This window comes from Chloroflexota bacterium, from assembly GCA_016197225.1.
Classification (GTDB): Bacteria; Chloroflexota; Anaerolineae; order Anaerolineales; family VGOW01; genus VGOW01.
This window is the reverse complement of record JACPWC010000091.1, coordinates 1-23,946: the sequence shown is the minus strand read 5'-3', so window position 1 is coordinate 23,946 and position 23,946 is coordinate 1. Positions and strand designations below refer to the sequence as shown.

23 protein-coding genes and 1 pseudogene are annotated in these 23,946 nt (G+C 59.6%); 14 read left to right on the top strand and 10 right to left on the bottom strand.

Going from position 1 to position 23,946, the window contains the following annotated elements:
* Positions 1 to 23 precede the first annotated feature (23 nt).
* The 4 genes from HYZ49_15910 to HYZ49_15895 all read right to left on the bottom strand — a co-directional run bounded on the left by HYZ49_15910 (position 24) and on the right by HYZ49_15895 (position 3,699).
* A complete protein-coding gene (locus HYZ49_15910; GenBank protein ID MBI3243770.1) occupies positions 24 to 389 on the bottom strand; it encodes a DUF952 domain-containing protein in 366 nt (121 codons plus the stop codon).
* Positions 379 to 1,044, bottom strand: a complete 666-nt coding sequence (locus HYZ49_15905; GenBank protein ID MBI3243769.1) for a hypothetical protein — start codon at positions 1,042 to 1,044, stop codon at positions 379 to 381. The genes HYZ49_15910 and HYZ49_15905 overlap by 11 nt, the downstream gene beginning before the upstream one ends.
* A 76-nt stretch (positions 1,045 to 1,120) precedes the next feature.
* Positions 1,121 to 2,392, bottom strand: coding sequence for an aminotransferase class III-fold pyridoxal phosphate-dependent enzyme (locus HYZ49_15900; GenBank protein MBI3243768.1), 1,272 nt, complete (start codon positions 2,390 to 2,392; stop codon positions 1,121 to 1,123).
* Between the two features lie 296 nt (positions 2,393 to 2,688).
* Positions 2,689 to 3,699: a FecR domain-containing protein gene (locus tag HYZ49_15895; protein ID MBI3243767.1), complete on the bottom strand. Its 1,011-nt coding sequence runs from the start codon at positions 3,697 to 3,699 to the stop codon at positions 2,689 to 2,691.
* A 250-nt stretch (positions 3,700 to 3,949) separates the two neighbouring features.
* Here HYZ49_15895 and HYZ49_15890 point away from each other — a divergent pair, with 250 nt between their 5' ends.
* The 14 genes and pseudogenes from HYZ49_15890 to HYZ49_15825 all read left to right on the top strand — a co-directional run bounded on the left by HYZ49_15890 (position 3,950) and on the right by HYZ49_15825 (position 16,890).
* Entirely contained in the window at positions 3,950 to 5,047 is a 1,098-nt protein-coding gene (locus HYZ49_15890; protein ID MBI3243766.1) for an ABC transporter ATP-binding protein, read from the top strand.
* A 69-nt stretch (positions 5,048 to 5,116) separates the two neighbouring features.
* Positions 5,117 to 6,019: an ABC transporter permease gene (locus HYZ49_15885; GenBank protein MBI3243765.1), complete on the top strand. Its 903-nt coding sequence runs from the start codon at positions 5,117 to 5,119 to the stop codon at positions 6,017 to 6,019.
* Complete coding sequence (locus tag HYZ49_15880; protein MBI3243764.1) at positions 6,016 to 6,858, top strand: ABC transporter permease; 843 nt, start codon at positions 6,016 to 6,018, stop codon at positions 6,856 to 6,858. Before HYZ49_15885 ends, HYZ49_15880 begins: the two co-directional genes overlap by 4 nt.
* 33 nt (positions 6,859 to 6,891) lie before the next feature.
* Complete coding sequence (locus tag HYZ49_15875; GenBank protein MBI3243763.1) at positions 6,892 to 8,043, top strand: spermidine/putrescine ABC transporter substrate-binding protein; 1,152 nt, start codon at positions 6,892 to 6,894, stop codon at positions 8,041 to 8,043.
* A gap of 36 nt (positions 8,044 to 8,079) precedes the next feature.
* Positions 8,080 to 9,045, top strand: a complete 966-nt coding sequence (locus HYZ49_15870) for a C39 family peptidase (GenBank protein ID MBI3243762.1) — start codon at positions 8,080 to 8,082, stop codon at positions 9,043 to 9,045.
* 64 nt (positions 9,046 to 9,109) lie between these two features.
* The gene (locus HYZ49_15865; GenBank protein ID MBI3243761.1) at positions 9,110 to 10,120 is read left to right on the top strand and encodes a hypothetical protein; all 1,011 of its coding nucleotides are present in this window, start codon (positions 9,110 to 9,112) and stop codon (positions 10,118 to 10,120) included.
* Positions 10,121 to 10,160: 40 nt separating this feature from the next.
* Positions 10,161 to 11,147, top strand: coding sequence for a glycosyltransferase family 2 protein (locus tag HYZ49_15860; GenBank protein MBI3243760.1), 987 nt, complete (start codon positions 10,161 to 10,163; stop codon positions 11,145 to 11,147).
* A gap of 50 nt (positions 11,148 to 11,197) precedes the next feature.
* Positions 11,198 to 11,629 (top strand): hypothetical protein, encoded by a 432-nt coding sequence (locus tag HYZ49_15855; GenBank protein MBI3243759.1) that lies wholly within the window; start codon positions 11,198 to 11,200, stop codon positions 11,627 to 11,629.
* A gap of 62 nt (positions 11,630 to 11,691) precedes the next feature.
* Positions 11,692 to 12,975, top strand: coding sequence for a TldD/PmbA family protein (locus tag HYZ49_15850; GenBank protein ID MBI3243758.1), 1,284 nt, complete (start codon positions 11,692 to 11,694; stop codon positions 12,973 to 12,975).
* An 82-nt stretch (positions 12,976 to 13,057) separates the two neighbouring features.
* Complete coding sequence (locus HYZ49_15845; GenBank protein MBI3243757.1) at positions 13,058 to 13,870, top strand: hypothetical protein; 813 nt, start codon at positions 13,058 to 13,060, stop codon at positions 13,868 to 13,870.
* Complete coding sequence (locus tag HYZ49_15840; GenBank protein MBI3243756.1) at positions 13,867 to 14,760, top strand: class I SAM-dependent methyltransferase; 894 nt, start codon at positions 13,867 to 13,869, stop codon at positions 14,758 to 14,760. The genes HYZ49_15845 and HYZ49_15840 overlap by 4 nt, the downstream gene beginning before the upstream one ends.
* A gap of 112 nt (positions 14,761 to 14,872) precedes the next feature.
* The gene (locus tag HYZ49_15835) at positions 14,873 to 15,442 is read left to right on the top strand and encodes an adenine phosphoribosyltransferase (protein ID MBI3243755.1); all 570 of its coding nucleotides are present in this window, start codon (positions 14,873 to 14,875) and stop codon (positions 15,440 to 15,442) included.
* A gap of 77 nt (positions 15,443 to 15,519) precedes the next feature.
* Entirely contained in the window at positions 15,520 to 16,164 is a 645-nt protein-coding gene (locus HYZ49_15830) for a molybdopterin-dependent oxidoreductase (GenBank protein ID MBI3243754.1), read from the top strand.
* 229 nt (positions 16,165 to 16,393) lie between these two features.
* Positions 16,394 to 16,890, top strand: a pseudogene (locus HYZ49_15825) (protein-L-isoaspartate O-methyltransferase).
* 19 nt (positions 16,891 to 16,909) lie between these two features.
* Here HYZ49_15825 and HYZ49_15820 read toward each other — a convergent pair.
* From HYZ49_15820 to HYZ49_15795, 6 genes are all read right to left on the bottom strand, one after another.
* The gene (locus HYZ49_15820) at positions 16,910 to 19,357 is read right to left on the bottom strand and encodes an AAA family ATPase (GenBank protein ID MBI3243753.1); all 2,448 of its coding nucleotides are present in this window, start codon (positions 19,355 to 19,357) and stop codon (positions 16,910 to 16,912) included.
* 114 nt (positions 19,358 to 19,471) lie between these two features.
* Positions 19,472 to 20,605 (bottom strand): DNA polymerase III subunit beta, encoded by a 1,134-nt coding sequence (dnaN, locus tag HYZ49_15815; GenBank protein ID MBI3243752.1) that lies wholly within the window; start codon positions 20,603 to 20,605, stop codon positions 19,472 to 19,474.
* Positions 20,606 to 20,757: 152 nt separating this feature from the next.
* Positions 20,758 to 21,525, bottom strand: coding sequence for a hypothetical protein (locus HYZ49_15810; GenBank protein MBI3243751.1), 768 nt, complete (start codon positions 21,523 to 21,525; stop codon positions 20,758 to 20,760).
* A 6-nt stretch (positions 21,526 to 21,531) separates the two neighbouring features.
* Positions 21,532 to 22,323 carry an ABC transporter permease subunit gene (locus HYZ49_15805; GenBank protein ID MBI3243750.1) on the bottom strand — a complete coding sequence of 264 codons (792 nt, stop codon included), beginning with the start codon at positions 22,321 to 22,323 and terminating at the stop codon, positions 21,532 to 21,534.
* Between the two features lie 51 nt (positions 22,324 to 22,374).
* Positions 22,375 to 23,307: an ABC transporter ATP-binding protein gene (locus HYZ49_15800; protein ID MBI3243749.1), complete on the bottom strand. Its 933-nt coding sequence runs from the start codon at positions 23,305 to 23,307 to the stop codon at positions 22,375 to 22,377.
* 9 nt (positions 23,308 to 23,316) lie between these two features.
* On the bottom strand, positions 23,317 to 23,946 hold a 630-nt coding region (locus tag HYZ49_15795; protein MBI3243748.1), incomplete at its 5' end, for a YhfC family intramembrane metalloprotease.

Genomic DNA, 23,946 nt, shown 5'->3' with positions numbered 1-23,946 from the left:
CCCGCTTCGCGTCGCTCTACAGTTTACACTGCCAGAAACGTCCCGTCTTTTGCGCGCACCGCCGGGTGAATCTCGACAATGGCGTTGCGGTTCAACGGGCCGTAGATGTGTGGGAACAGCGGTTCCCCGGCAGAGGCGGCTGAACCGTCCGGGTGGGCGGGGGCTTCCCATTTCACTTCGGCGGCCACTTTGTCAGCATCAATCACCAGCACCAGCAGTTCACCTGGCAAGTCCTTATAAAAGCGGTTGGCGATCTTCAGCATCACTTCCGGCTCTTTGGTGCAGTGAATGAATCCGTCGGCAGTGAAGGCTTCAGGGAAGTAAGGCTCGGAGGCTGGGAAGCTGTGGAAATAATCGGCGGGGACGAGGTGGAGGATGTTATTTGCCATTGGTGGAGTTGCCGGTTGGCGGTCGCAGGAGGTCGTCGGGCAGTTCGCAACCGCCGGAGCCGGAATAGTAAAATTCGCGGCAGGCGGGCTTCCAGAATTTGCCCGCTGTGCCACTGCCGTAGTAGGTAATCTCGCCTTCACTGCGGATAACGGCCCAGGCGTTGCCCTCTTTTTCAGGGTCAACCATGAGCGCCAGAAAGGTGAGGTCGCCCGCCGGGCCGCGTTTGAACTTGTAGGTGAAGTTCCAGGTGTGTCCGTCATCGGCGCTCACAAAAATGGCGGGCCGCAGATTCTTCCAGGCGCAGTTCCAACAATGAACGGAACTGCTGGTATTAATGAGCAGGCCAAGATAGAGAAAGCCCGGTTTGCGGTCAACGGCAATCAGGCCGTCGCGCGCGCCGAACGGCAGGCCGCGCGGGTCAATGCGGTTCCAGGCAATGCCGCCGTCTGTGCTGTGCCACACGTAACTGCAGGCGAAGAGGTAGCGTTCGTTGGGATCGCGCGGCGAGGCGGAAGCGCGGTTGAGATAGCTGAGTGTGTCGCAACGAGTCAGATACCAAACCAGCCCGCCCGCCGTCGCGCACGTCATCGTCAGGCCCAGGGTGAGGGCGAGCAGGAAGCGTCGGGCGAGGGTGCGGGAGGTGAACTGGAACACATCTGTGACACAGTGACAAGATGGCCGGATGACAAGATGTTCTTTCGCCCTGTCATCTCTTCATCTTGTCACCGTGTCATGCTTTGGCGTCGTTCAACGCGCTTTCAAACGCGCCGAGCGCCTGTTTGATTTGCGACTCGTTCACCACCAGCGGCGGTATCCAGCGGATGATGTTGTCGTAGGAGCCGCAAGTGAGAAGCATCAGGTCGTGCTCGAGGGCGGCTTTAGTGGCGGCTTTGGCCCGGTCGGTCCAGGGCTGACGCTTGGGATCAGTAAACTCGGTGGCGATCATCAAGCCTGCGCCGCGCACGTCGCCGATCTCAGGATGCTCCTCTTGAAGCTTGCGTAAACCGGCTACAAGCACTTCGCCCATCTTGACCGCGTTCGCGATCAGGCCTTCTTCTTTCATGACTCGGATCGTGGCGACGGCGGCGGCGCACGAAACGGCGTTGCCGCCGTACGTGCCGCCGTGTGTGCCGGGCGTCCACTTGGCCATCAACTCCGGGCTGGCCGCCAACCCGGAGAGCGGCATCCCGGACGCAATCCCTTTCGCCATCGTCAAAATATCTGGAACAACACCAAAATGTTCGACGGCGAACCACTTGCCTGTTCGCCCAAAGCCGCTCTGCACCTCGTCGGCCACGAGCAGGATGCCGTAGCGATCGCACAACTCGCGCAACTCTTGCATGAAGCGGACCGGCGGCACGACGTAGCCGCCTTCGCCCAGCACCGGCTCGATGACGATGGCCGCCGTCTCTTCGGGGGCGGTTTGAGATTTGAGCAGAAGCCTGAGTTCGCGCAAGCAGTAGTCGGTCACTTCGTCGTCGCTCATGCCATATTTATAAGCGTAAGGATACGGGGTGACGAAGATGCCCGGCACGAGCGGCTGGTAGCCGACTCGATAAACCGTCTTGGAGGTCGTCATGCTCATCGTCAGATGGGTACGCCCGTGAAATGAGCCGCTGAAGACAATGACGTTGGCGCGCTTGGTGGCGTGCTTGGCCAGCTTGACCGCGCCCTCTAAAATTTCTGCGCCGGAGTTTGAGAAATAAAACGAACTGAGTTTAGCAGGAACGATGGTGAGCAGTTCTTCGACCAGTTCCAACATAGGCCGGTGGTAGACGATGTTGGCCTGGCCGTGAATCAGTTTGGCCGCCTGCTCCTGGATGGCGGCCACCACTTTGGGATGGGCGTGGCCGGTGTTGGTCACGCCGATGCCGCAGGTGAAATCCATCAGCTTGCGGCCATCGGTCGTGTAGAGGTAAGCGCCCTCGCCGCGCTCGGCGATGATGGTCGCGCTTCGAGACCAGATGGGGGAGATGTGGGTGACGACGCTGGGTTGGGTCATGAGAGAGTCCTTGATAAGGGGGCGAGCAGACAGGGAGGCAGGGTTTGAAGGAAATGATACTACAAGAAGATGAATTCACGGCAGGCCACCCACAAATTTCTATCAACTGCTCTTAGAGACAGTCTTAAAACTGCTCTCCAACCGTGTCCTCGCGTTTGCCCGAAGGGGCCTGCGAGGACGCGGGCTTGGAGCGACTTTTAAGACGCTCTTTTAGAGACACTGGGTGTCTGCGAAGCGCGCGGCGCGGACGGCACGCTTTGCGAACTGCCGCTCATCAAAACAAGCTTGGTGGACTGCTAGAAGCCGGGGTCATAGGTCGGCGTGGGCGGAGGCGCATCCGTCTGGCTCGGCGCTGCAGTAAAGTCCGAATTCAACCGGCAACGATTCAGGAACGGGTCGAAGAACTCCGGCGGCGTACACGATGGCAACGGCGTGGCCTCCGGCGTCGGCGTGTCAGCCAATGTTGAAGTGGGTGCCGGGGTTCGCGTGGCCGGCGGCCTGGGCGTGTTGGTGTCAGTGGGCGCAGGCGAGGCGGTAGCCGTTTCGGTTGGACTCGGCGGAATCGTGGCCGTGAAGGTCGAAGAAGCCGTTGGCGTCTCGGTCGGCGGAAGGGTGGCCGATGGAGCCGCCGTGAGCGTGGCGACGATAGCCGCGCCCACTTCCGGGTTGTTGCTGATGAATTCCTGCACGTCGTCGCCGGTCAACACAATGCGCGTCACTTCCTCGCCGCCTTCCGACAATACAATCCGCTCCAGGTTGCCCGCCGTCTCGTCAAAGTTTTCATTCTGCGCCTGGCATTCGCCCTCAATGCAACTGATCACCAGCACATCGTCGGTCGGGTCGTCCGGGTCGCCGGGGTCGTATTCAAACACGGCGAACGACCCGCGCACCGAGGCCACGCCCACCGGCGTTTCCACTTCCACCGAGCCGCCGGTCAAGCTGACCCAAATCTTGCCGGTCTCAAGCGCCAGGCGGGTCAGGGCATTGGTTGTTTCCTGTTCCAGCACGCGAACGACAAAGGACGAATTCTGCGCCACGCGAACAATTGTGCCTTCACTAAAGTCCAGCCGCACGCTGGAGGCCTCGCCGGTTCGCACCTGGCTCCCCACGCCCAGCGCGAGGCCGTCGTCGGCCTGGGCAAAAGCCTCGGCCTCGGCGGCGCGCGCTTCCACCACATTGACAACCTCGCTCAGGGTAGCGGTGCGCGCCCTTTCCGAGGGCGCGGTGGTCGGCGCGGCGGTGGGTTGGCCGCCGCAGGCGGTCAACAACAAAATGATGATGGTTGAAAACGAGAACAATCTATTCATGGAAACACCTTGTATGAAAATTGGGTCGGGCCGCTTTTGGCAGCGTAAAGATACAGCCGGAAAATCAGCGTTTGGTCATAACCCTGTTAGAATCCGAAGCCAGCCGGAGTGTAACATGGTCAGGCCCGAGATGACATTGGAAAAAAAGCCTATCCCGGCCCAAATCTTGTAGTAGAATCCCAAACTAGCGCGGGTTGCTTCCGCGACTTCTCGGCACGACCCATCCGTGCCCTTCGGGGAGACTGGCCTTATGCCTGAGTTTGCAGTTGAGCTTCGTGATGTGTCCAAACGCTTTCCCGGCCCCTCCGGGGAAATTGTCAGCGCCGTCCGCAATGTCACCATGCAAATTCGCGACGGCGAATTTTTTTCCATGCTCGGCCCTTCGGGTTGCGGCAAGACCACCTCGTTGAGAATGATCGCCGGTTTTGAACTGCCCACCGAAGGCGAAGTTTTTATTCACGGCAAACCCATGGGCCAAACGCCGCCCTTCCAGCGCCCGGTCAATACCGTCTTTCAAAACTACGCCCTCTTCCCGCATATGACTATCGGCGAGAACGTGGCCTTTGGGCTGGAGATGAAGGGCGTGCCCAAGAACGAGATCGGGCCGCGCGTGACTCAGGCGCTGGAGATGGTGCGCCTGCCCGGTTACGAAAAGCGGCGGACGAGGCAAATGTCGGGCGGCCAGCAACAACGGGTGGCTCTGGCCCGCGCCCTGGTCAACCGCCCCGAAGTGCTCCTGCTCGACGAGCCGCTCGGCGCGCTCGACCTCAAGCTCCGCAAAGAAATGCAGCTCGAACTCAAGAAGCTCCAGCGCGAAGTGGGCATCACTTTCATTTACGTGACTCACGATCAGGAAGAAGCGCTGACGATGAGCGACCGCATCGCCGTCATGTCGAACGGGGTGGCCCTGCAAACCGGCGACGCCAACGACATTTACGAACGGCCCAACTGCAAATTTGTGGCCGACTTCATCGGCGAGACGAGCTTTCTCAACGGCGTGGTGAAAGAGCAAAACGGCAAGACCCTGGTTGTGGGCCTCAACGGCGGGTTGACCGTCCGGGCCGAATCCGAAGCGTCCATCGCCAGCGGGACTCAGGTAAGCGTCGCCATCCGCCCGGAGAAAATGCACATCAAACCTCTGGAGGGCGCGGCCAACCGGTTTACGGGTCGGGTGGAGAGCATCGTCTACATCGGCACCGACACGCATTACGGCGTCCGCTTCAAAGACGATCATTTTGTGCGCGTGCGCGAACAGAACAACGCGCCCGGCTCGCGCCCGGTGGCGGCTGAAGGCGACGAAGTGACGGTGAGCTTCTCCACCGAAGCGGCGCGGGTGTTGACGGAATAATTGTAGGGGCGATTCACGAATCGCAAATTGTAGGGGCGATTCATGAATCGCCCCTACCAGGACACAACTATGTTGCAAAAATTCCGCGAGAACAAAAGACTCCAGGGCACGCTCCTCATCTCTCCCACGTTGCTGTGGATGATCGGCCTGCTCATCATCCCGCTGATCTTCACCGTCATCACCAGCTTTGGCCGCCGCGACGCCGACGGCAACGTGATCTACACCTTCACCGTTGACAACTATTTGCGACTGGCCGGCATCACCCCCGAAGGTTTCGACTCGCTGTACGTGGAAATTCTGTGGCGTTCCATCATCCTGGCCTTCCAGACGACGATCATCGTCATTTTGATGGCCTACCCGCTGGCCTACTTTGTGGCTCGCGGCCCGGCCAAACAGCGCAACACCTTCCTCTTCCTCATCCTCGTTCCGCTGTGGACGAACTTTGTCATTCGCATCTACGCCTGGATTATGATTTTGCGGACGCAGGGCGTGCTCAACGGCCTCCTCGGTTTGGTCGCCGGTTTGTTTAAAATCCCGTTTGAGCCTTTCGATTTTTACCCCTCGTCGGGCGCGGTGCTGGTGGGCATGGTCTACGAATTTTTGCCCTTCATGATCCTGCCCATTTACACTTCGCTGGAAAAGATTGACGGCTCGCTCTTTGAAGCCGCCGCCGACCTGGGCTCAAACGCCATTCGCACCTTCTTCCGCGTCACCCTGCCGCTCTCCATGCCGGGCGTGGTGGCCGGGACGATCCTAGTATTCGTGCCGGTCATGGGCACGTTCGTCGTCTCCGACATCCTCGGCGGGCGGCAGGTGTTCCTGGTGGGCAACCTCATCCAGCGCCAATTCCTCGACGCCCGCGACCCGGCCTTCGGGTCAGCCGCCTCGATCATCTTAATGATCATGACTCTGATCGTCACCATTTTCTACACCCGCCGGTTCGGCTTCGGAGAGGAGATCGCCTCAGCATGAACCTCACCAAACGCCCGCCGCTGGTTGTTGTCTCGGCCATCCTGGTCTACATTTTTCTTTACGCGCCCATCGCCGTCCTGGTGTTGTTTTCCTTCAACTCGTCGCGCACCAACATCGTCTTTGAGGGCGTGGTCAATCAGGGCGCGTGCGGCCCGTTCTACTGGTTCTGCCGATTGTTCGAGAACGACGACGTGGTGGAAGCCGCCCGCAACACCCTGACCATTGCCTTTACCTCCACCGTCCTGGCAACCATCATTGGCACCATGGCCGCCCTGGCCCTGCAACGCTATTCGTTCCCGGTCAAAACGTTTTCAGAAGCGGCGCTCTACATTCCCATCGTCATCCCCGAAATCGTGATGGGTATCGGCATCCTGGTCTTGTTCAGCGCCCTGTTCACCTGGATCAACACCACCTTCGGGCTGGCCGCCGGCCAGCGGCTCTCGCTGGGTCTTGGCACGGTCATCGTTTCGCACGTGGCCTTCAGCGTCCCGTTCGTCACCCTGGTGGTGCGCGCCCGCCTGCACGGCTTCGACAAGGCGGTGGAAGAGGCGGCGATGGATCTGGGGGCCAATGAAGTGACCACGTTCTGGCGGGTGACCCTGCCGATCATCGCTCCGGGGGTGCTGTCGGGGGCGTTGCTGGCCTTCACTCTATCGCTCGACGATTTCATCATCACCTTCTTCACCAACGGCCCCGGCTCGACGACCCTGCCCATTTACGTTTACGGTCTATTGCGCCGCATCATCACCCCGGAAGTCAACGCGCTCTCAACCGTCTGGATTTCGATGGTGCTGATCGTCGTTTTCTTTTCGCAACGATTGGAAAGCCGGGAAGCATGAACATTGAGCCACAAATCTCTTTAGGAGGAGAACATGTCGAATAAACGCACCGCAATCTGGAAGGGGCTGGCGGCTCTCGCCGTCATCAGCCTGATCCTGGCCGCCTGCGGCAGTGGGAGCGGCGCGCCCGCCGCCACCGCCGGGCCAAAAACCACCTCGAACGGCTTCATTTGCCCGGAGCCAAACCCGAAGACGTCGGTCACGTCCACCGAAGTGAACCTCTTCGTCTGGACGGAATACATTCCGCCCGACACGATTGAATGCTTTGAACTGGTCTACGGCATCAAAGTCAATCGCGACGAATACTCGGCCAACGAAGAAATGTACGCCAAGCTCTCGGCGGGAAGCACCAGCTACGACCTTGTCCAGCCCACCGATTACATCGTCAGCCTGATGATCCGCCAGGGGCTTCTGCAAAAGCTCGACAAGAGCAAACTGCCGAACTTTGGCAACCTCGACCCCAACTATTTGAACTTCGCTTTCGATCCGGGCAACGAATACACCCTGCCCTACCAGGCCGGGACGGACGCCATTGTGATCAACACCGACGCCGTAGAGAACGTGCCGCAGTCCTGGGCCGACTTGTGGAAACCGGAATACGCGGGCCGGATGGTCTTCCTGGATGACTCGCGGGCGACAATTGGCCTGACCCTGCTCACGCTCGGCTACGACGTGAACACCAAAGACCCGGCCCAGTTGAAAGAAGCTGAAACCAAGCTGGCCGAGCTGGCGGCGGGTATCAAGCTCTTCGACAGCGACAGCCCCAAGACGGCTCTCATCGCCGGCGACGCCGACCTGGGCATGACCTGGACGGGCGAGGCCTTCCTGGCCCAACAGGAAAACCCGGCCATTCAATACATTTACCCGACCGAGGGCGCGATTCTGTGGCAGGATAATTACGCTATTCCGGCTAACGCGCCTCACACCGATGCCGCCTACGCCTGGCTCAACTACTCGATGCAAGGCGATGTGTTCTGGATGATGTTGCGCGACTTCCCCTACACCAACCCCAACCAGGCCGCGCTCGATTACGCCAAAGAGAACCAAAAGGACATCTACGACGCCTACTTCAACTCGCCCATCACCAACACCCCGCCCGAGGCCATCCAGAACGGCCACCGCATTGACGACGTGGGCGACGCCACCCCGCTCTACGACGAAATCTGGACGCGGATCAAACAATAGGCCAAGACAATTATATAGACACCTATGGAGGCCCACATGCCCACTGTCAAACTCAACGTTCCTTACAGATCGCAATGGGACCCGGACGCCAAAGACCACAACGCCGACTGCGGGCCGACCTCGCTGTCTATGCTCCTTGCCGCTCTGGGCGATCCGATCTCGCCTGACCAGATGTATGCCTATATCGGCCAGCGCGGCATGAGTGAGTACACTTCGTTCGGCGACCTGACGCGGGCGGCCAAAGCCCGCAACCTGACGATGACGCGCAAGAACTTCCTGCCGGGCAAGGCCCTCGACGAACTCAAAGCCACCCTCAACGCGGGCAAACCGTTCATCGCCCTTGTCAACTATGCTTTCTGGGATCCGATTGTTCACAACGGCTTCAAGGGATCGCACTTCGTGCTGGTGACAGGCTACGACGACGATCAGGTCTTTATCCACGACCCGCTCTTCCGGGATGGCAAACCCCGGCCTGAACACAAACGCGAACAAGGCAACTTCTGCGCTTACACTTACGAACAATTCCTCGATGCCTGGGGCCGACTGGCGCAGGGAAACCCAAATTACGCCGCTCTGATCTCAGACAAGCCAGTGGGCTTCCTCACCGAGCGGCCTATGGACGCCCGCCCCGACGCGCCGCCGGCCAAACCGGCCACGCTCGACGAGACGACACGCCGCCGCATCCGGGCCAAGGCCGCTTACGAACGAAAGCCTGACCCCAATCTTGACGATCCGGCCGCCGCCCAAATGGCGTTAGCAACGCTGGGCGACTGGGGCGCGACGTGGGACACTTACACGGTGCGGCGCGGCGACAGTCTTTCCAAGATCGCCACCATGTTTTATCAGGACAAAGACTTGTGGCGAGTGGTGGTGTACTTCAACGAAATGACTCACCCCGGCCTGCTCGAAGTGGGTGAGACGCTCATGATGCCGCGCGCCACGTTTAATCCGGGCGAAGATTCTCGTGTGCCCGCCTTTGGACACGGCGGCCCGACCGGATAAAGTCACTCCCGGCCTTCCCACGGGGAAACCGCCGCGTGGCGGTTTCCCCTTTTTCACCCGTCGTATGTTCAATCCAACCGACGCACAAATCGTCTACTTGATCTTCTTTCCGCGCGTGGCCCCTGTCACCGGCCAAACCCAGCCTCCGCCTCTAAAAAAATCTGCTCCCTACTTTCTCGAACTTGACACCGAGCTGGCCGAACTCGGCCAGAGCCAGGCCGAGGTGGACGGTTGTTCGATTTCCATTCGACGGCAAGTGATTGACGGCCTGGTGCAGGCAGTGGAATGCGTTTACACGCTGGCCGACGCGCTGGCCCCGGACGGCAACTTCCGCAAGCAAACTCTGCACAACAAACTACGGGAGATGATCTTGCGCGAGGCCGGTTACAGTGGCTCGTTTTTTGAGGAGTACATGGCCGTTTGCCTGAGCGCCGCCCCGCCCGCGCCCGGCGAGTTTGTGCAGGCCAACCGCCTGGCTCTGGCTACCCTGCTCCGCAACCAGTCGCTTGGCGAGTCTGATGTAGACCAGACGTTGATCTCTCGCGCCCAGTATTCGGATCACGACCTGACGATTGTGGACTGGGAAGGCGCGCTGATCATCGCCTCGGAAGGCGACTTTCAATCCGACATTGAACTGTTGAAGATCGGCAACTACCAACTTTTGCGCTACCGCCTGCTCGACCGGGCCATTGAGCGCAATTTGGAAACCGTGCGGCGCGAACTGGCCAGCAAGCGCCGGTTGAATTTTTTGAGCGACGCCGTCCTGCGTGAGACGCTCGAACAGCGGCTGGAACTTATGCTCAACTTTGAGAAGACCGAGCAATTGCTTTTGCTCATCGGCGACTGGTACTCGGCCCAGCTTTACCGGCTGATCGTGGACGAGTTTTACATTGACGACTGGAAGACCGCCGTGCGCGGCAAGCTCGACCAGCTCGACTCCATCACCAGCGCCGTGCGCGAGAACTTCGCCTTTTCCTGGCAACGCCTGCTCGACATCGTCCAGATCGCCGGCTGGCTGATTCTGCTTGTCGGCTACTTTGTGTTGTTCTTTCTGGATGTCTGGCAAAAGAGGTAATCTTGCCCATCTCGCCCGCGTTCGTTTATACTGACAGCCTATGACCCCCTCTCACCCCAAATATTCCATCGTCGTCCCCATCTTCAACGAAGAAGAGATCATCCCCGAAATGCACCGGCGCATGTCGGCTATGCTCGACGGCCTCGACGGGCCGAGCGAACTGATTCTGGTCAACGACGGCAGTCGCGATCGTTCGCTGGCGATCATGCGCGAACTGGCCGCCGGCGACCCGCGCCTGAAAGTGCTCAGCTTCTCGCGCAACTTCGGCCACCAGATGGCAATCACTGCCGGGATCGATCATGCCGCCGGCGACGCGGTAGCGGTGATTGACTCCGACCTGCAAGACCCGCCGGAGGTGATTCCCGACCTGATCAAAAAGTGGAAAGAGGGCTACGAACTCATTTACGCCGTGCGCTCCGAGCGCAGAGGCGAGACGTTCTTCAAGAAGTTCACGGCTTCGTTCTTCTACCGCCTGATCGCCAGCATGACCGAACTCAAAATTCCGGCGGACTCGGGCGACTTCCGGTTGATGGATCGCAAAGTAGTGGAGGCGCTCAAGTCGGTGCGTGAGCACCATCGCTTCATGCGCGGGCTGTCGGTGTGGGTAGGGTTCAAACAGATCGGCGTGACTTACGTCCGGCAGGAACGCTTTGCCGGAGTCACCAAGTATCCCTTGAGGAAGATGATCCGTTTTGCCACCGACGGCATCACCAGTTTTTCGTACGTGCCCCTGCAATTTGCGACGACTCTGGGCTTTATCTTTGCCGGGCTGGCGCTGGTGGCGGCGCCGATTGTGGCCGTCTTGCGCTTGAGGGGCAGTGACTTCTTCTTTGGCCAGGCCACCACGCTCATCAGCGTCTTGCTGTTGGGCGGTGTGCAACTCATCTTCCTCGGCATCATCGGCGAATACCTGGGCCGCATTTATGATGAGGTGAAGAAAAGGCCGCTGTACATTATTTCTGAGAAGCTCGGTTTCACCACAGAGCACACAGAGAACACAGAGGAAAAACAGACCTTAAAGGTATAAGTTGACTCAGTGATCTTCGTGTTCTCTGTGGTGAGAAATAGGAGTTTGCCATGAATAACGTTTACCACCAAAAGCCGCTCGCCCCGGATGAACTGCTGGGGCATGTCGAATACGACGGCAAAGTGTACGAGAGCCGCTTCGGCCCGGATAAATATATTGGCCGCGTCGAACTCGACACTGGCAAAATCTTCGAGGCCCGCCTGGGGCCGGACAACTACCTTGGCCGCGTCCAACTCGACACTGGCAAAGTGTTCCGCCATAAACCGATGGCAATGGACGAATACCTGGGCCGGGTGGATGCCGACGGAAAATTTTTCCGCCACAAGCCGATGGCAACCGACGAGTATATCGGCAAGATCGAGGACACGACTTCTTACGCGCACGGCGGCGCAGCTTTTCTGTTATTGGTCTGGCCGCTGATTGAGGAAAAGTTGGCGGCGGAGAAGACGAAGGAAGAGAAGAGTGAAGAGGGTGGAGAGTAGCTCAAGTTGAAATGATATTTGGAGAAAACCGAGTCAAACACCTGCTGGAGACAGCACTTTCATTGTCCACTGCCGACGAGACTGAAGTCTCGGTGACGGCGGTGGACGAGTATCTCACGCGCTTTGCCAACAATGCCATTCACCAGAACGTGGCTGAGCGGGACGCGGTTCTGCAAGTGCGGGCCGCCTTTGGCAAACGGCTGGGCGCGGCGGCCACCAACGATCTCTCAGCCGAAGCGCTGGCCCGTGCTGTAGAAATTGCCTGTGAGATCGCCCGCCACCAGCCGGAGAATCCGGAATTCCCCGGCTTGCCCGACCCAAGCCCCGTTCCAGCCGTTCACTCTTTCGATGACGCCGCCGCTTCCATCACACCCGAAGCGCGGGCGCGGGCGGTGGGCGGCGTTTGCCGGGCGGCCCTGGCCGCCAACACTGTCGCCGCCGGCGCCTATTCAACCTCAAGCATCGAGTTTGCCGTCGCCAATTCACGCGGCCTGTGGGCTTATCATCCGTCTACTTCGGTTGACCTGACGTTGGCTGTGGCCTGCGGCGAGGGGACAGGATACAGCCACGGGACTTCGTGGCGGCTCGACCGGGTGAACACCGAATCGCTGGGTGCCGACGCGATTCAACGGGCTATAGCCGCCCGCGCTCCGCGCCGGGCCACGCCGGGCGAGTACACCGTCATTCTCGAACCTTACGCTGTGGCCGACATCATCGAAAGCCTGGCCTCAGAAGGCATGAGCGCGCTGGCAGTGCAGGAGGGGCGTAGTTGGATGAATGGTCGGATGGGCAAACCGGCCCTCTCGCCTCTGCTTTCAATTTGGGACGACGGCCTTGACCCGGATGGCGAACCGCAACCCTTTGATTGCGAGGGTGTGCCAAAACAGCGGGTGGACATCGTGCGCGCCGGGGTGCCAACCGCGCCAGTGTACGACACCCACACGGCGGCCCGCGAGCCGGGCCGGGCCTCCACCGGCCACGCCCAACCAGTGGACGAAGACTGGGATGGCCCCATGCCGGGCAACCTGCACCTGGCCCCCGGCGACTCAAGTGTGGAGGACATGATCCGCTCCACGAGGCAGGGGCTGTTCGTGACGCGCTTCTGGTACACCAACATTGTTTCGGAGCATGATTGTGTGCTGACGGGCACGACTCGCGACGGCACGTTTCTGATCGAGCGCGGCGAGATCGTGGGGCCGGTGCATAACTTGCGCTTCACCCAGGCGCTCGTGCCTGCCTTGAAAAACGTGGTGGCGCTGGGCAAGGAGTCGCGGCCCATCGGCGGCTACTATGGCAGTCACCGTTTGCCGGCGATGAAGGTGGAGGGGTTCAGGTTTACGGGGTGATGACCAACGTTGCGTTTTACAAGTCAGGATGCTATCATCATGCCGCCAGTACCCGGAGCCTACTCTTGAAGGAGAATTTTCAATGGCCGACAACACTCCAAGTTCCAGCGGCGCGCGTTTCAGGCAGATTATAGATAAGATTGACGAAAAGGATGGCTCACCCCAGAGCGCGCCTCAAGCGTCAGCGGCGGCCTTAGAAGCCGCTTCAGCGCCGGGCGCGGCTTCAGCGCAGATCGCCGCTCCCACAACAAAGGCGGCGACCCCGAAATCGAAGGCCGAACCGGCCAAACCCGATCGAAAGCCTCTGATGAACGATACGTTCAAAAACTTCGCCATCATGTTCTCGTTCGTCGTCAATTTGATTCTGGTGGTGGCGCTGGTTGTGTTGGGCTTGTCCTTGTTTGAAATCAAGAGAGCGATTGCCGGGCCGCTCATCGGCGGCCTGCACGACAACTTTGTGGCGATGGATCAGGCCCACATTGAAACGACCATCCCGGTCAACACCACCATTCTGGTGAATGACACGATGCCGGTGGTGTTCGACCTGCCGCTGAACCAGAACACAAACGTCACGCTTTCGGAAGACACGCTGATTACGGGCGCTTCGGTGACCATCAACGGCGGCATCCTGCAGTTGAGCAACGCGCCGACGACGATCATTCTGCCGAAGGGCACCGTCCTGCCCGTCACTCTCAATTTGACTGTCCCGGTCAGCCAGACGATCCCGGTGGCCCTCACCGTGCCGGTCAACATTCCGGTGGCGGTTGACATTCCACTCGAACAAACCGAACTTCACCAGCCGTTCTCCAGTCTGCGCAACCTGTTCGCGCCCTACAACGACGTTGTTCAGCAACTGCCCGATTCGTGGTTGCAATTGTTCACCGGGAGCCAATGATAGACGCCAAGCCTGTTTGTGATTACGAAGGCTCGAACTACCAGGCCGAGTTCTGGAATAAGGGCGGGCGCGACTATGAAGACCTGGCCGAGCGCATCGCCCTGAGGGCGATGTTGCCGGCGCAGGGCCGCCTGTTTCTGGAGATCGGCGCAGGCGCAGGGCGGCTGACGCCGACCCTGGCCGGCTTCGAGCACGTGGTGCTGTTGGATTACTCGCGCACGCAATTACAGCAAGCGCGAGCGCGGCTGGGCGATGGCCCCCGCTTCACCTACGTGGCCGCCAACGTGTATGACTTGCCGTTCGTGCCGGGCGTGTTCAACGGCGCTTCGATGATCCGCGTCATGCACCATCTGGTGGACGGGCGGGCCGCCTTGAAAGAGATTCACAATGTGATGTCAACCGGCGGCGCATTCATCCTTGAATTTGCCAATAAGCAAAACGTCAAAGCTATTCTTCGCTACTGGCTTCGCCGACAGAACTGGAGTCCGTTCTCGCCGGAACCGGTGGAGTTTGTGAAGTTGAACTTTGACTTTCACCCGCGGGCGATGCGCGAGTGGCTGGGAGAAACCGGCTTTGCTGTGGAAGCGCAGAGGACGGTATCACATTATCGTTTGAGCCTGCTCAAGCGCCTCGTCCCGGCCAGCCTGCTGGCCGCCGCCGACGGCCTGTTTCAGCCGACGGGTGAGTGGTGGCAATTGGCCCCCAGCGTGTTTGTGAAGTGCCGGGTGCAGGGCGGAAAGAAGAAGGAAATAAAGGAAATCAGGGAAATCTTCTGTTGCCCGAACTGCGACAGCAGTTTGAGCCGGAGCGGCGATGTGCTGGAGTGCTACTGTTGCGGCAAACGCTGGGGCATCAAAGACGGAATCTACGATTTCAAAGAGCCGTTATAGCGACCAAATTTCAATACAAAGACACGAAGACGCCAAGCCACCAAGTTTTTCTTTGTGGCTTTGGGGCTTCGTGCCTTCTTGGTGTAACGATTTAGATTGATGCGGAGACAGTATGAAGAACACACGCGAAGTGTATTCGGTTGAGGTGGCCGGGGTGAAGCGCGACCTGCGGCTGTTCGAGGTCAAGCCGGGCCTGCGGATCGCCATCCTCAACATTCTCGGCGACACCGAACTGGTGCAGGCGGCGGCGGTTGCCCTGGGCGAAAAACTCAAGGCCGTGAATTATGATTTGCTGGTGACGGCAGAGGCCAAGAGCATTCCACTCATTCACGCCCTGTCCGTCGTCACTGGCAAGGGCTACGTGGTTCTTCGCAAAGCCTACAAGCCCTATATGGGTGAAGCCATTGAAGCTGAGACGCTGTCCATCACCACTGGCGCAACGCAAACATTGTATCTTGACGAAAAGGATTGCGATCTGATTCATGGCAAGAATGTGGTGTTGTTGGACGACGTGATCAGCACCGGCTCAACGTTGCAGGGGATGCGGCTGGTGGTGGACAAGGCCGAGGCCGAGGTGGTGGCCGAGAGCGCAATCTTCACCGAAGGCGAACGGGCGCAGTGGGAGAACATTATCTCGCTGGGGCACTTGCCGATCTTCACAGACCCTAAGGGTCTCGCGTAGCGGACCCTTAGGGTCTGCCGAACGATATACTTTCGTAAGCAATTATTGATAATCTGTGGAGCGGAAGGAGACAAGCGATGTTAGACAAACTTTTTGGACGCAAGGAACAAGAGGAAAGTGTCAAGGAAATGGGGCGGCTTCCCCCCGGTCAGTCGCTCACCCAGCGTTTCCCCGTTCTGCATTACGGCCCGGTTCCTAAATTCAACCCGGCGACGTGGGATTTGCGCGTCTTTGGCGAAGTGGAAGAGGAGAAACGCTGGACGTGGGACGAGTTCAATAAACTGCCGCGCACCAAAGTGACAATGGACCTTCACTGCGTGACTCGCTGGAGCAAGTTCGACACCGACTGGGAAGGCGTGCATCTGAAAACGTTGCTGGATGAGGGCATCATCAAGCTCAAGCCGGCGGCCAGGCATTTGCTTCAACACTGCGAATACGGTTTCACCGTCAACGTGCCGGTGGAAGTGGCCCTGCAACCGAACTTCCTGCTGGCCACTCATTTCAACGGCCAACCGCTCGACCCCGATCACGGCTATCCCTTGCGCGGCGTCATTGGCGCAGTTCCTGGCACAGAGCATAAAACGCCATATCTCTGGAAAGGCGGCAAGTGGGTTCGCGGTCTGGAGTTTCTGGCGAAGGATCAGTTAGGCTTCTGGGAACAGGCCGGTTACCACAACGAAGCCGACGTGTGGAAAGAACAGCGGTTTGCCTACGACAGTTAGCGGCTTCGGTCATTTCTGATAAAAGCGGCGGGTTGAGACAACCCGCCGCTTTTTATTTCGGCTCCACCAGCTTGAATGTGAAAACACTTAACGCAAGGGCGCAAAGCCGCCAAGAAATGAACAGGTTTTTCTTTGCGCCCTGGCAACTTCGCGGCTTTGCGTTAAAAATTCCCGTTAAACCCGGAAGAGCCTTTATTTCTCAAACGGCCAGGTGCTACAATGAGCCTTGATGGACTTTGCAACAAAACGAGCGCAGATGGCGCGCAAGCAATTGCGCTGGCGTGGCATCACCGACCGGCGGGTGCTGGCCGTAATGGGCGAACTACCGCGTGAGCAGTTTGTGCCGCCGGAGTTTCGCTCCGATGCTTATGAAGACCGGCCTCTGCCCATCGGCTGTGACCAGACGATCTCTCAGCCTTTCATTGTGGGCCTGATGACGGAAGCCTTGCATCTGGCCGGCGGCGAAGCGGTGTTGGAAGTTGGGACGGGGGCAGGGCAGAGCGCGCGCCGTTTGACGCGATTATCGTGACGGCGGCGGCCCCCTTCATGCCGCCTTCGTTGCTCGAACAACTCAAGCCGGTCGGCCGCATCGTCATCCCCATTGGCTCAGAACAGGATCAGGAACTTGAGTATTGGGAGCGGACCGGGGAGACGTGGCGCACCCGGCGGCTGGCCCCGGTGCGATTTGTGCCGCTGGTGGGAGAAGAGGGGTGGAGACACTTGTAAGGGCGCGGCGCTCGCGCCCCTACTTTTTTCGCGTCGGGCGTTTCTTGGCCGGGCGCTTTTTCTTAACCGCCTTTTTGGGTGGCTGACGCTCCCGATCCTCGTCATGCTCGCGGTCGTGGCCCTTCATCAACTCGCGTAAACGTTTCTGCACGGCGGCGTGAAGGGTGTTGTCGGGGAAGCGGCCATCTTTTCGGACTCCGGCGGGGACGCCGGTGAGGATTTCAATTCCTTCGTCCACCGTCTCCACCGGCCAAACGTGGAACCGGCCCGCCTCCACCGCCGCCACCACTTTTTCGTTCAACATCAATTCGCGGACATTGGCCGCCGGGATCAACACCCCCTGATCACCGGTGAGGCCGCGCGCTACGCACACGGCGAAGAAGCCCTCAATCTTTTCGTTCACCGCCCCGATCGGTTCCACCCGGCCTTTTTGATCCACCGACCCGGTGACGGCCAGCGATTGTTTGACCGGATGACCTGACAGGCTGGAGAGCAAGGCATACAGTTCGGCGCACGAGGCGCTGTCACCTTCGATGTGGCCGTAGTTTTGCTCAAAGGTGATGTGGGCCGAAAAGGAGATCGAGCGGTGGGCGGCGTAGGTGGCATTGAAGAAGCTGGAAAGTGTGAGCACGCCCTTGTTGTGCAGTGGCCCGGCCAGGTTGGTCTCGCGATCAATCTGGCCGATGCCGCCATGACCGACAAAGGTGCGGGCGGTGAGTCGGCTGGGGAGGGCAAAGGCGTAATCACCCGAGTCAGTCACGCTCAGGGCGTTCACCTGTCCGATGGCTGAGCCTTCAGTATCAATGAACACCGAGCCTTCGAGAATGTCGTTGCGTAACGCTTCTTCGACTTTGTTGGAACGGTAAACCTTTTCGTCGAGGGCGGCCATCACGTCGGTTGCGGTAACGGTCTCGCGCCCAGCCCGGGCGGCGCAGTGGTTGGCTTCGCGCAAGAGATCGGTCACTTCGCCAAAACGCGCGCTCAACTTGAACTGATCATCTGCCGCGCGCGCGCCGTACTCGATCACTTTCGCGACTGCGCCCCGATCGAACGGGCGCAGTTTTTCTTCGGCGCAACGGGCGGCAATGAAGCCGGCGTATTGCCCTTCGGTTTCCGGCGTGCGCGGCATGCGGCTGGAGAAGTCGGCTTTGACTTTGAAGATGGAGCCGAAGTCTTCGTCGGTGTCAAAGAGGTGATAGTAGACCCAGGGCACGCCGACGAGGACGACTTTGAGATCAAGCGGGATCGGTTCCGGGTCGAGGGTCTTGGTGGAACCGGCGCGAGCGGGGATGTCTTCGGTGCGAACGTAGCCGGAGAGCAGAGAGCGTTTGAGGGCATCCCAGGCCAGCGGCTCGTAGAACACATCGCGGGCGCGCAGGACGAGATAGCCGCCGTTGGCGGCGTGCAGAGCGCCGGTTTTGATCAGGGTGAAGTCGGTGGTGAGGACGCCGAAGCGCGACTCTTGTTCGATGCGGCCCAGGAGTTTGCCGTACGTGGGGTTGAGTTCGACGACGACGGGCGCGCCCTGAGTCCGGCTGTGATCCACCACCAGATTCACCGTGTACTGGCGGAAGTCGGGCGGCGGCGGCTTCACCCCAGACTCCGGTTGGGCGTCGTCAACGGGCAAGAAGTCGGCGACGTGATCAATCACGTCCTGCCGCACTTCGTTTAAATAGAGAATCGTTTCTTCGGAGGCGGCATACTTGGCTTTGAGATCATTCAGGTGGCCGTCGGCCACTGCCGCGCCCACTTGCCGGTTGAGGTCGCGTTGCGCGTCCTTTGCGGCGCGTTCGAGATTGCGAATCGCGCGAAGCATATTTTCCAGATCGTCGTTCAACTCGCGGCCAACCGCCTCAAAATTTTTGCGCTCGGCTTCGGGCAGAGCCTCATAGATTTCGGTGGTGAGAGGCTGGCCGTTGCGCGCCGGATTGAGCATCCAGCCGCCGGGCGTTTGCAAAAGGACAAAACCGGCGGCGACGGCCTTGTGTTGAAATTCGTCGAAGAGGCGGCTGCGGTCGGCTTCAAAATTGCGGCGGCCCTGGTTGCGGGCTTCGAGATACGACTCTTGCTCGAAGGCTTGCGGCAGGTTGCGGCGAAGATAATCTATCAACGCCGCCATGTCGTCGCGCAAGGCAACGCCCAGCCCGGCAGACAGGTTGAGGGCGCGCGGCTTGTGCGGCTCGGCGAAGTTGTTGACGTACATCCAGTCTTGCGGCGTGGGGCGGCCGGCGGCGCGCTCGCGCAGGAAGCGGCCAATGGCCGTAGTGCGGCCAGTGCCTTCTTCGCCCAGCACGAAGATATGGTAACCGGGGCTGTCAATGCCAATGCCGAACTCGATGGCTTTGAGTCCGCGCGGCTGGCCGATGATGTCGGAACTGACCGGCAGGTCGGCGGTGGTTTCAAAATTGAATGAGGCCGGATCGCAGACGCGGCGAAGTTGGGAGGGCGTGAGAGGAGTTGGAGGCATGGATAGAGTCAGAATTTAGAAATTGGAAGCTGGAGGTTGGAAGCCGGAAACGCTCTTGGTCTGGCGTGGACTTCCAACCGCTGGCGCAAACTTCCAATCTCCAAGTTCTAATCTCTACTTGCCAAGCCGCATGGGCATGATGACGTACAAGAAATCATCGCGCCCGACTGCGCGAACAAGACCGGGGCTGGTAGAGGTGGCCGTTTCGAGAGCAACGTTGGGTGTGTCTACCACGCTTAAGACATCGGACATAAATTTGACGTTGAAGGCGATCTCCAGCGGCTTGCCCTCAATGGTAGCATCGAGCCTGGTCTCATTGGAACCCGTCTCTGCCGCCTGAGCGTCAATCTCCACCACCCCCGGCGTCATCTCCTCACCAGGCGTGATCTTGAACCGGGCGGTGTGAGCGTTCTCGCGGGCAAAAATATCAGCGGCCTTGCAGGCTTTGCGGAACGAATCGGTGGACATGACACTGCGCGTTTGATACGAGCGCGGGATGATGTGCTGATAATCGGGGAAGGCGCCTTCGATGAGTTGCGAGACCAATTCAACGTCACGCAAGTGGAAGATGACCTGACCACGGCCAGGCGGGAGTGTCATGACTGCCGCTTCCTCTTGATCGCCGACCACACGCGCCAGTTCGGCCAGAGCGCGAGCCGGGATGATGGCCATCACTGGCTCCAGAATTTTGGAGGACAAATTGGCCGTCCGAACTGCAAGCCGGAAGCCGTCGGTGGCGGCGAAGGTGACGGTTTCCCCTTCCACTTTGACGAGCACCCCGGTGAGGATCGGGCGGGCGTCGTCGGTGGCGGCGGCATACACCACCTTCTCAATCATATCGCGCAAGTCGTTCTCATTCAGATGAATGCCGTGCTTGAGTTCGGCCTGAGGGATGATGGGGAACTCCTGGGCGTCAATACACTTCACGTCGTTGTTGAACGCCCCGCCACGCACGTTGAGCGTTTGAGTGCGGACGGTGAGGCCCATTTCCATCTGGCCGGAGGGCAGGGCGCTGACGATGTCGGCGAAGGTTTTGGCCGGCACGGTGGTGGAGCCGTCTTCTTCAACCTTGGCTCCAATCCAACAGGTGATCGCCATCTCCAGATTAGTTGCCGACAGGCGCAGGCGCGAATTGTCGGTGGCAAGCAGGATGTTGCCCAACACCGGCAGGGTGCTGCGCGAAGCAACGGCGCGGCTGACAATGCTCAATCCTTTGGCGAGATTCTCTTGCAGGCAGGATACTTTCATATTGGCTCCTCTCAGGCTGTGGGCGCAGTATACCAAGAGATGAGAGGGTATTCAAGCACAGAGCCGGAGGTTTGTTTCCAATCTTGTGCGACAAAGCAAAAGCGCGCCTCGACAAGCGCGCCTTTGTCTTACCTGTTATCGTGTAAGCCGTCTCAGGGGTTGTCGAACCGCGACTCGTCCAATTGCCGCCTGAGCTTCTCTTCAGCCGACATCTCGGCCACCGGCGTTTCGGGCCGGGCCATCGCCAATTCCGCCGCTTCGGCTTCGGCCAGCTTCTCACGACTCGCCCGTCTCACGAAACTCCACTTGCCACAATGATCACAGCGATCGAACTTGCCGCCGACGGCGTTGAGGCTCCACCAGTGAATCGAGAATGGCCGGCTACACTTTGGGCAGATAGCGCCGCCCAGCAAGCCATACTTGCGTGGCGCGCCCAGCGGCAACGCCGACTTTCCGCCAGACAGCGAACTCCATAACTGAATGCCAACGCCAAACAAGATCGCCACGCCTACCAGGCTGAATAACGGGATCATGATGGCACGCGCGGCGGCCCAACCAACTTCGGCAGAGACGAACTCGAAGCGCCTGACGTTGGAGTTCAACGTTCGCCCGTCAGGTGTTTGCCCGACAGCGGTCAGGTTGTGCCAACCGAAAGGGTAATCTTCAGTATCAAAGTCAATTCTGAAAGGCGGCTCAGTCACGGTCGCCACGGCCGCCCCGTCAATCTTGAACGTCGCCGAAGTCAGCGGCGGCGAGTCCACAAGCTCCATTCGGAAGTTGCCCTGAATCTGACTGCCGCCGCCGTAGCCAAAGTTGCGGCGCACAGCCAACTGCAACTCTTCATCTTGCGCTAACACAGGCAGAGCCAGGCCGCAAAGGACCGCTACGCGAAGAACCGCAAAGATTTTTCGAGTTAGCATACGGCCTCACTTCCACTTGGTCAAAATCGTCTCGCGCTGGAAGAGGCGCGCGCCGAGATAAATCAGCCCGATGTCAACCAGAGCCAGCACCCCGACGGCGAGCATCATAAATTGAAGGTTGAGGACGATCACCCCGGCCAACTGCCCAAACAGCACGCCCAGCAGTGGCACAATGATGACGGCGGCGGTTTGCTCGGCCACACGCGGGTCGGTGACGCGCGAGGAGACGATGATGGCAAAGTTGACGGCCATCACCGCCATGAGCGGCCCGGCCACAAAAATCGCCAACAGCCACACCGGGCTGAAAATGCTGGCCAGCACAACGGGCTTGCCGCCAACCAGCGGCACGCCAATGACGAAAACGCCAAACCCCAGCCAGGTGGCCAGCACCGCCGGAATCGTGGCGGCCAAACTTTTGCCAGTCAGCAATTCAACCGTGCTGATCGGCGTCGCCAACAGCGGCTCCAGGCTCCGGGTGGTCTTCTCGCCGACGATGCTGTAAGCGGCGATTGAAACCGGGATGATGAGCGGCATCATCATGAACAACAGCAGGAACTGGTTGATGAGGAAAATTTGCAGGCAGTCGCCAGCCGGAATGTCCCCGCACACTTCAAAGAATTGAGGCGGGATGTCGGTCACGTCGCCGCCGGCATCGCCAGAAATGGATCGGGTGGTGTAAAGAATGATCAACGGCAGGGCAGTGAAAAGCAGAGGCAGGAAGGCGACGGTGAACAGCACAATCCGGTTCTTGAACACCTCGGCCCACTCTTTGTCAACAATCGTTTGAATCTTGTTCATAGCACTGGGTTCTCCACAGCAATCCACAGATTGAGACAGGTTATCCACACCTTAGCGTTCGTCGTTGCGGATAAACTGCAAATAAATGTCTTCCAACGAGTGTCGAAGCTCGCCCACAAATTGCACCTCGGCCCCGGCCTCAACAAGTTGGCGGATGATGATCGGATTGTGCTCTTCAGGGCTGTCCAGCCCCACCACCAGCCTGGCGTCTACGGCCTGGGCCTCTTTCACAAACGGCAGGCCGCGCACAGCCTCAACCCAGCCCGGCTCCAGCCGTTTCATATGAAACACCACCCGCCGCCCGAACAGCCGCTGGCGCAAATTGGCCGGCGAGTCCACTGTGATCAGCCGCGTCTTGAAGATGCCGATCCGCCCGCACAGCCGCTCAGCCTCGTCCAGGTTGTGGGTGCACATGAAAATCGTCCGCCCCTCAGCCTTCAACTCGGCAATAAAGTCGCGCACCAGCTTGGCCGCCTCCGGGTCCAGGCCGCTGGTCGGCTCGTCCAGGAACACCAGCTTTGGCTCGTGCAACAGGGCGCGGGCAATGGCCAGCTTCTGCCGCATCCCTTTGGAGAAACTCCCGGCCTCGTCGTGCCGCCGCTCCCACAGCCCCAGCATCCGCAGGTATTTTTGCGTCTGCCCGGCCACGTCCTTCACCCCGTACAGGTTGGCGAAAATTGTCAGATTCTTCTCGGCGCTCAAACGGTCGTACATGCCGGGGGTCTCGGTCAGGATTCCAACGCACTGGCGAATGGCTCCGTCGTCCTTGCCCACCTCCAGCCCGTTGATAATGGCCCGGCCACTCGTCGGCCCAATCAGGCTGGTGAGCATCCGCACCGTCGTCGTCTTCCCGGCCCCGTTCGGCCCCAGAAAGCCAAACACCTCGCCTTCCTGCACCGTCAGGTCAAGCCCCTCAACTGCCGTAATCGGCTGGCCGTTTTTGGGGGCCGGAAAACGCTTGGTCAATCCTTCGGTTTGAATCATGTTGATGTCCTATTTGATGAACTGAGACTCGCGCAACTTCTCTTCGAGATCAGACTCCGCACGGGCAACCACGACCGGCGCCGGGGCGACCGTCACTGCTGTGGAAACCGGCTCCTGCAAAGGAGCCTCCTCCGACGACCGCAGGGCAAGCACGATGCCCAAACTCACGGCGGCCAAACCGGCCAGAACTGCCTCCGACCAGTACGCGCCCCAGAGCGTAAACACATACAGTACAACCGCATCCACGGTAGCATGCCACAGAATCGCCGCTCCAAGCCACCAAACCTGCTTGCGCCTGAACACCTGCAAAACCATCACCGCCAGCGAGAGATGCAGGCACAACGCCAAAGCCCGTTCGACTGCGCCCAGCAAACCAAAATACCAGGGCGCGGCCCAGTAATCGGCAAGTTGCTTTTGCAGAGCGGCCAGTTGTTCGGCAGTGAGCGGCAGAGTGGTCAAGTCGGTGTCTCGCAAGGCGGCCAACTGCACAAAGGCGATGCCGGCCAGCACGCCGAGGAGAATGGCCTCGATGCCGCCATGCCCGGCCCCGAACATCAGCGCCTCGCGCCACGTTCGCGCCGACCTGATCCACCAGCGGTAAACGGCGTAGCGGGCCGTCTCCTCGCACAGTCCGGCAGT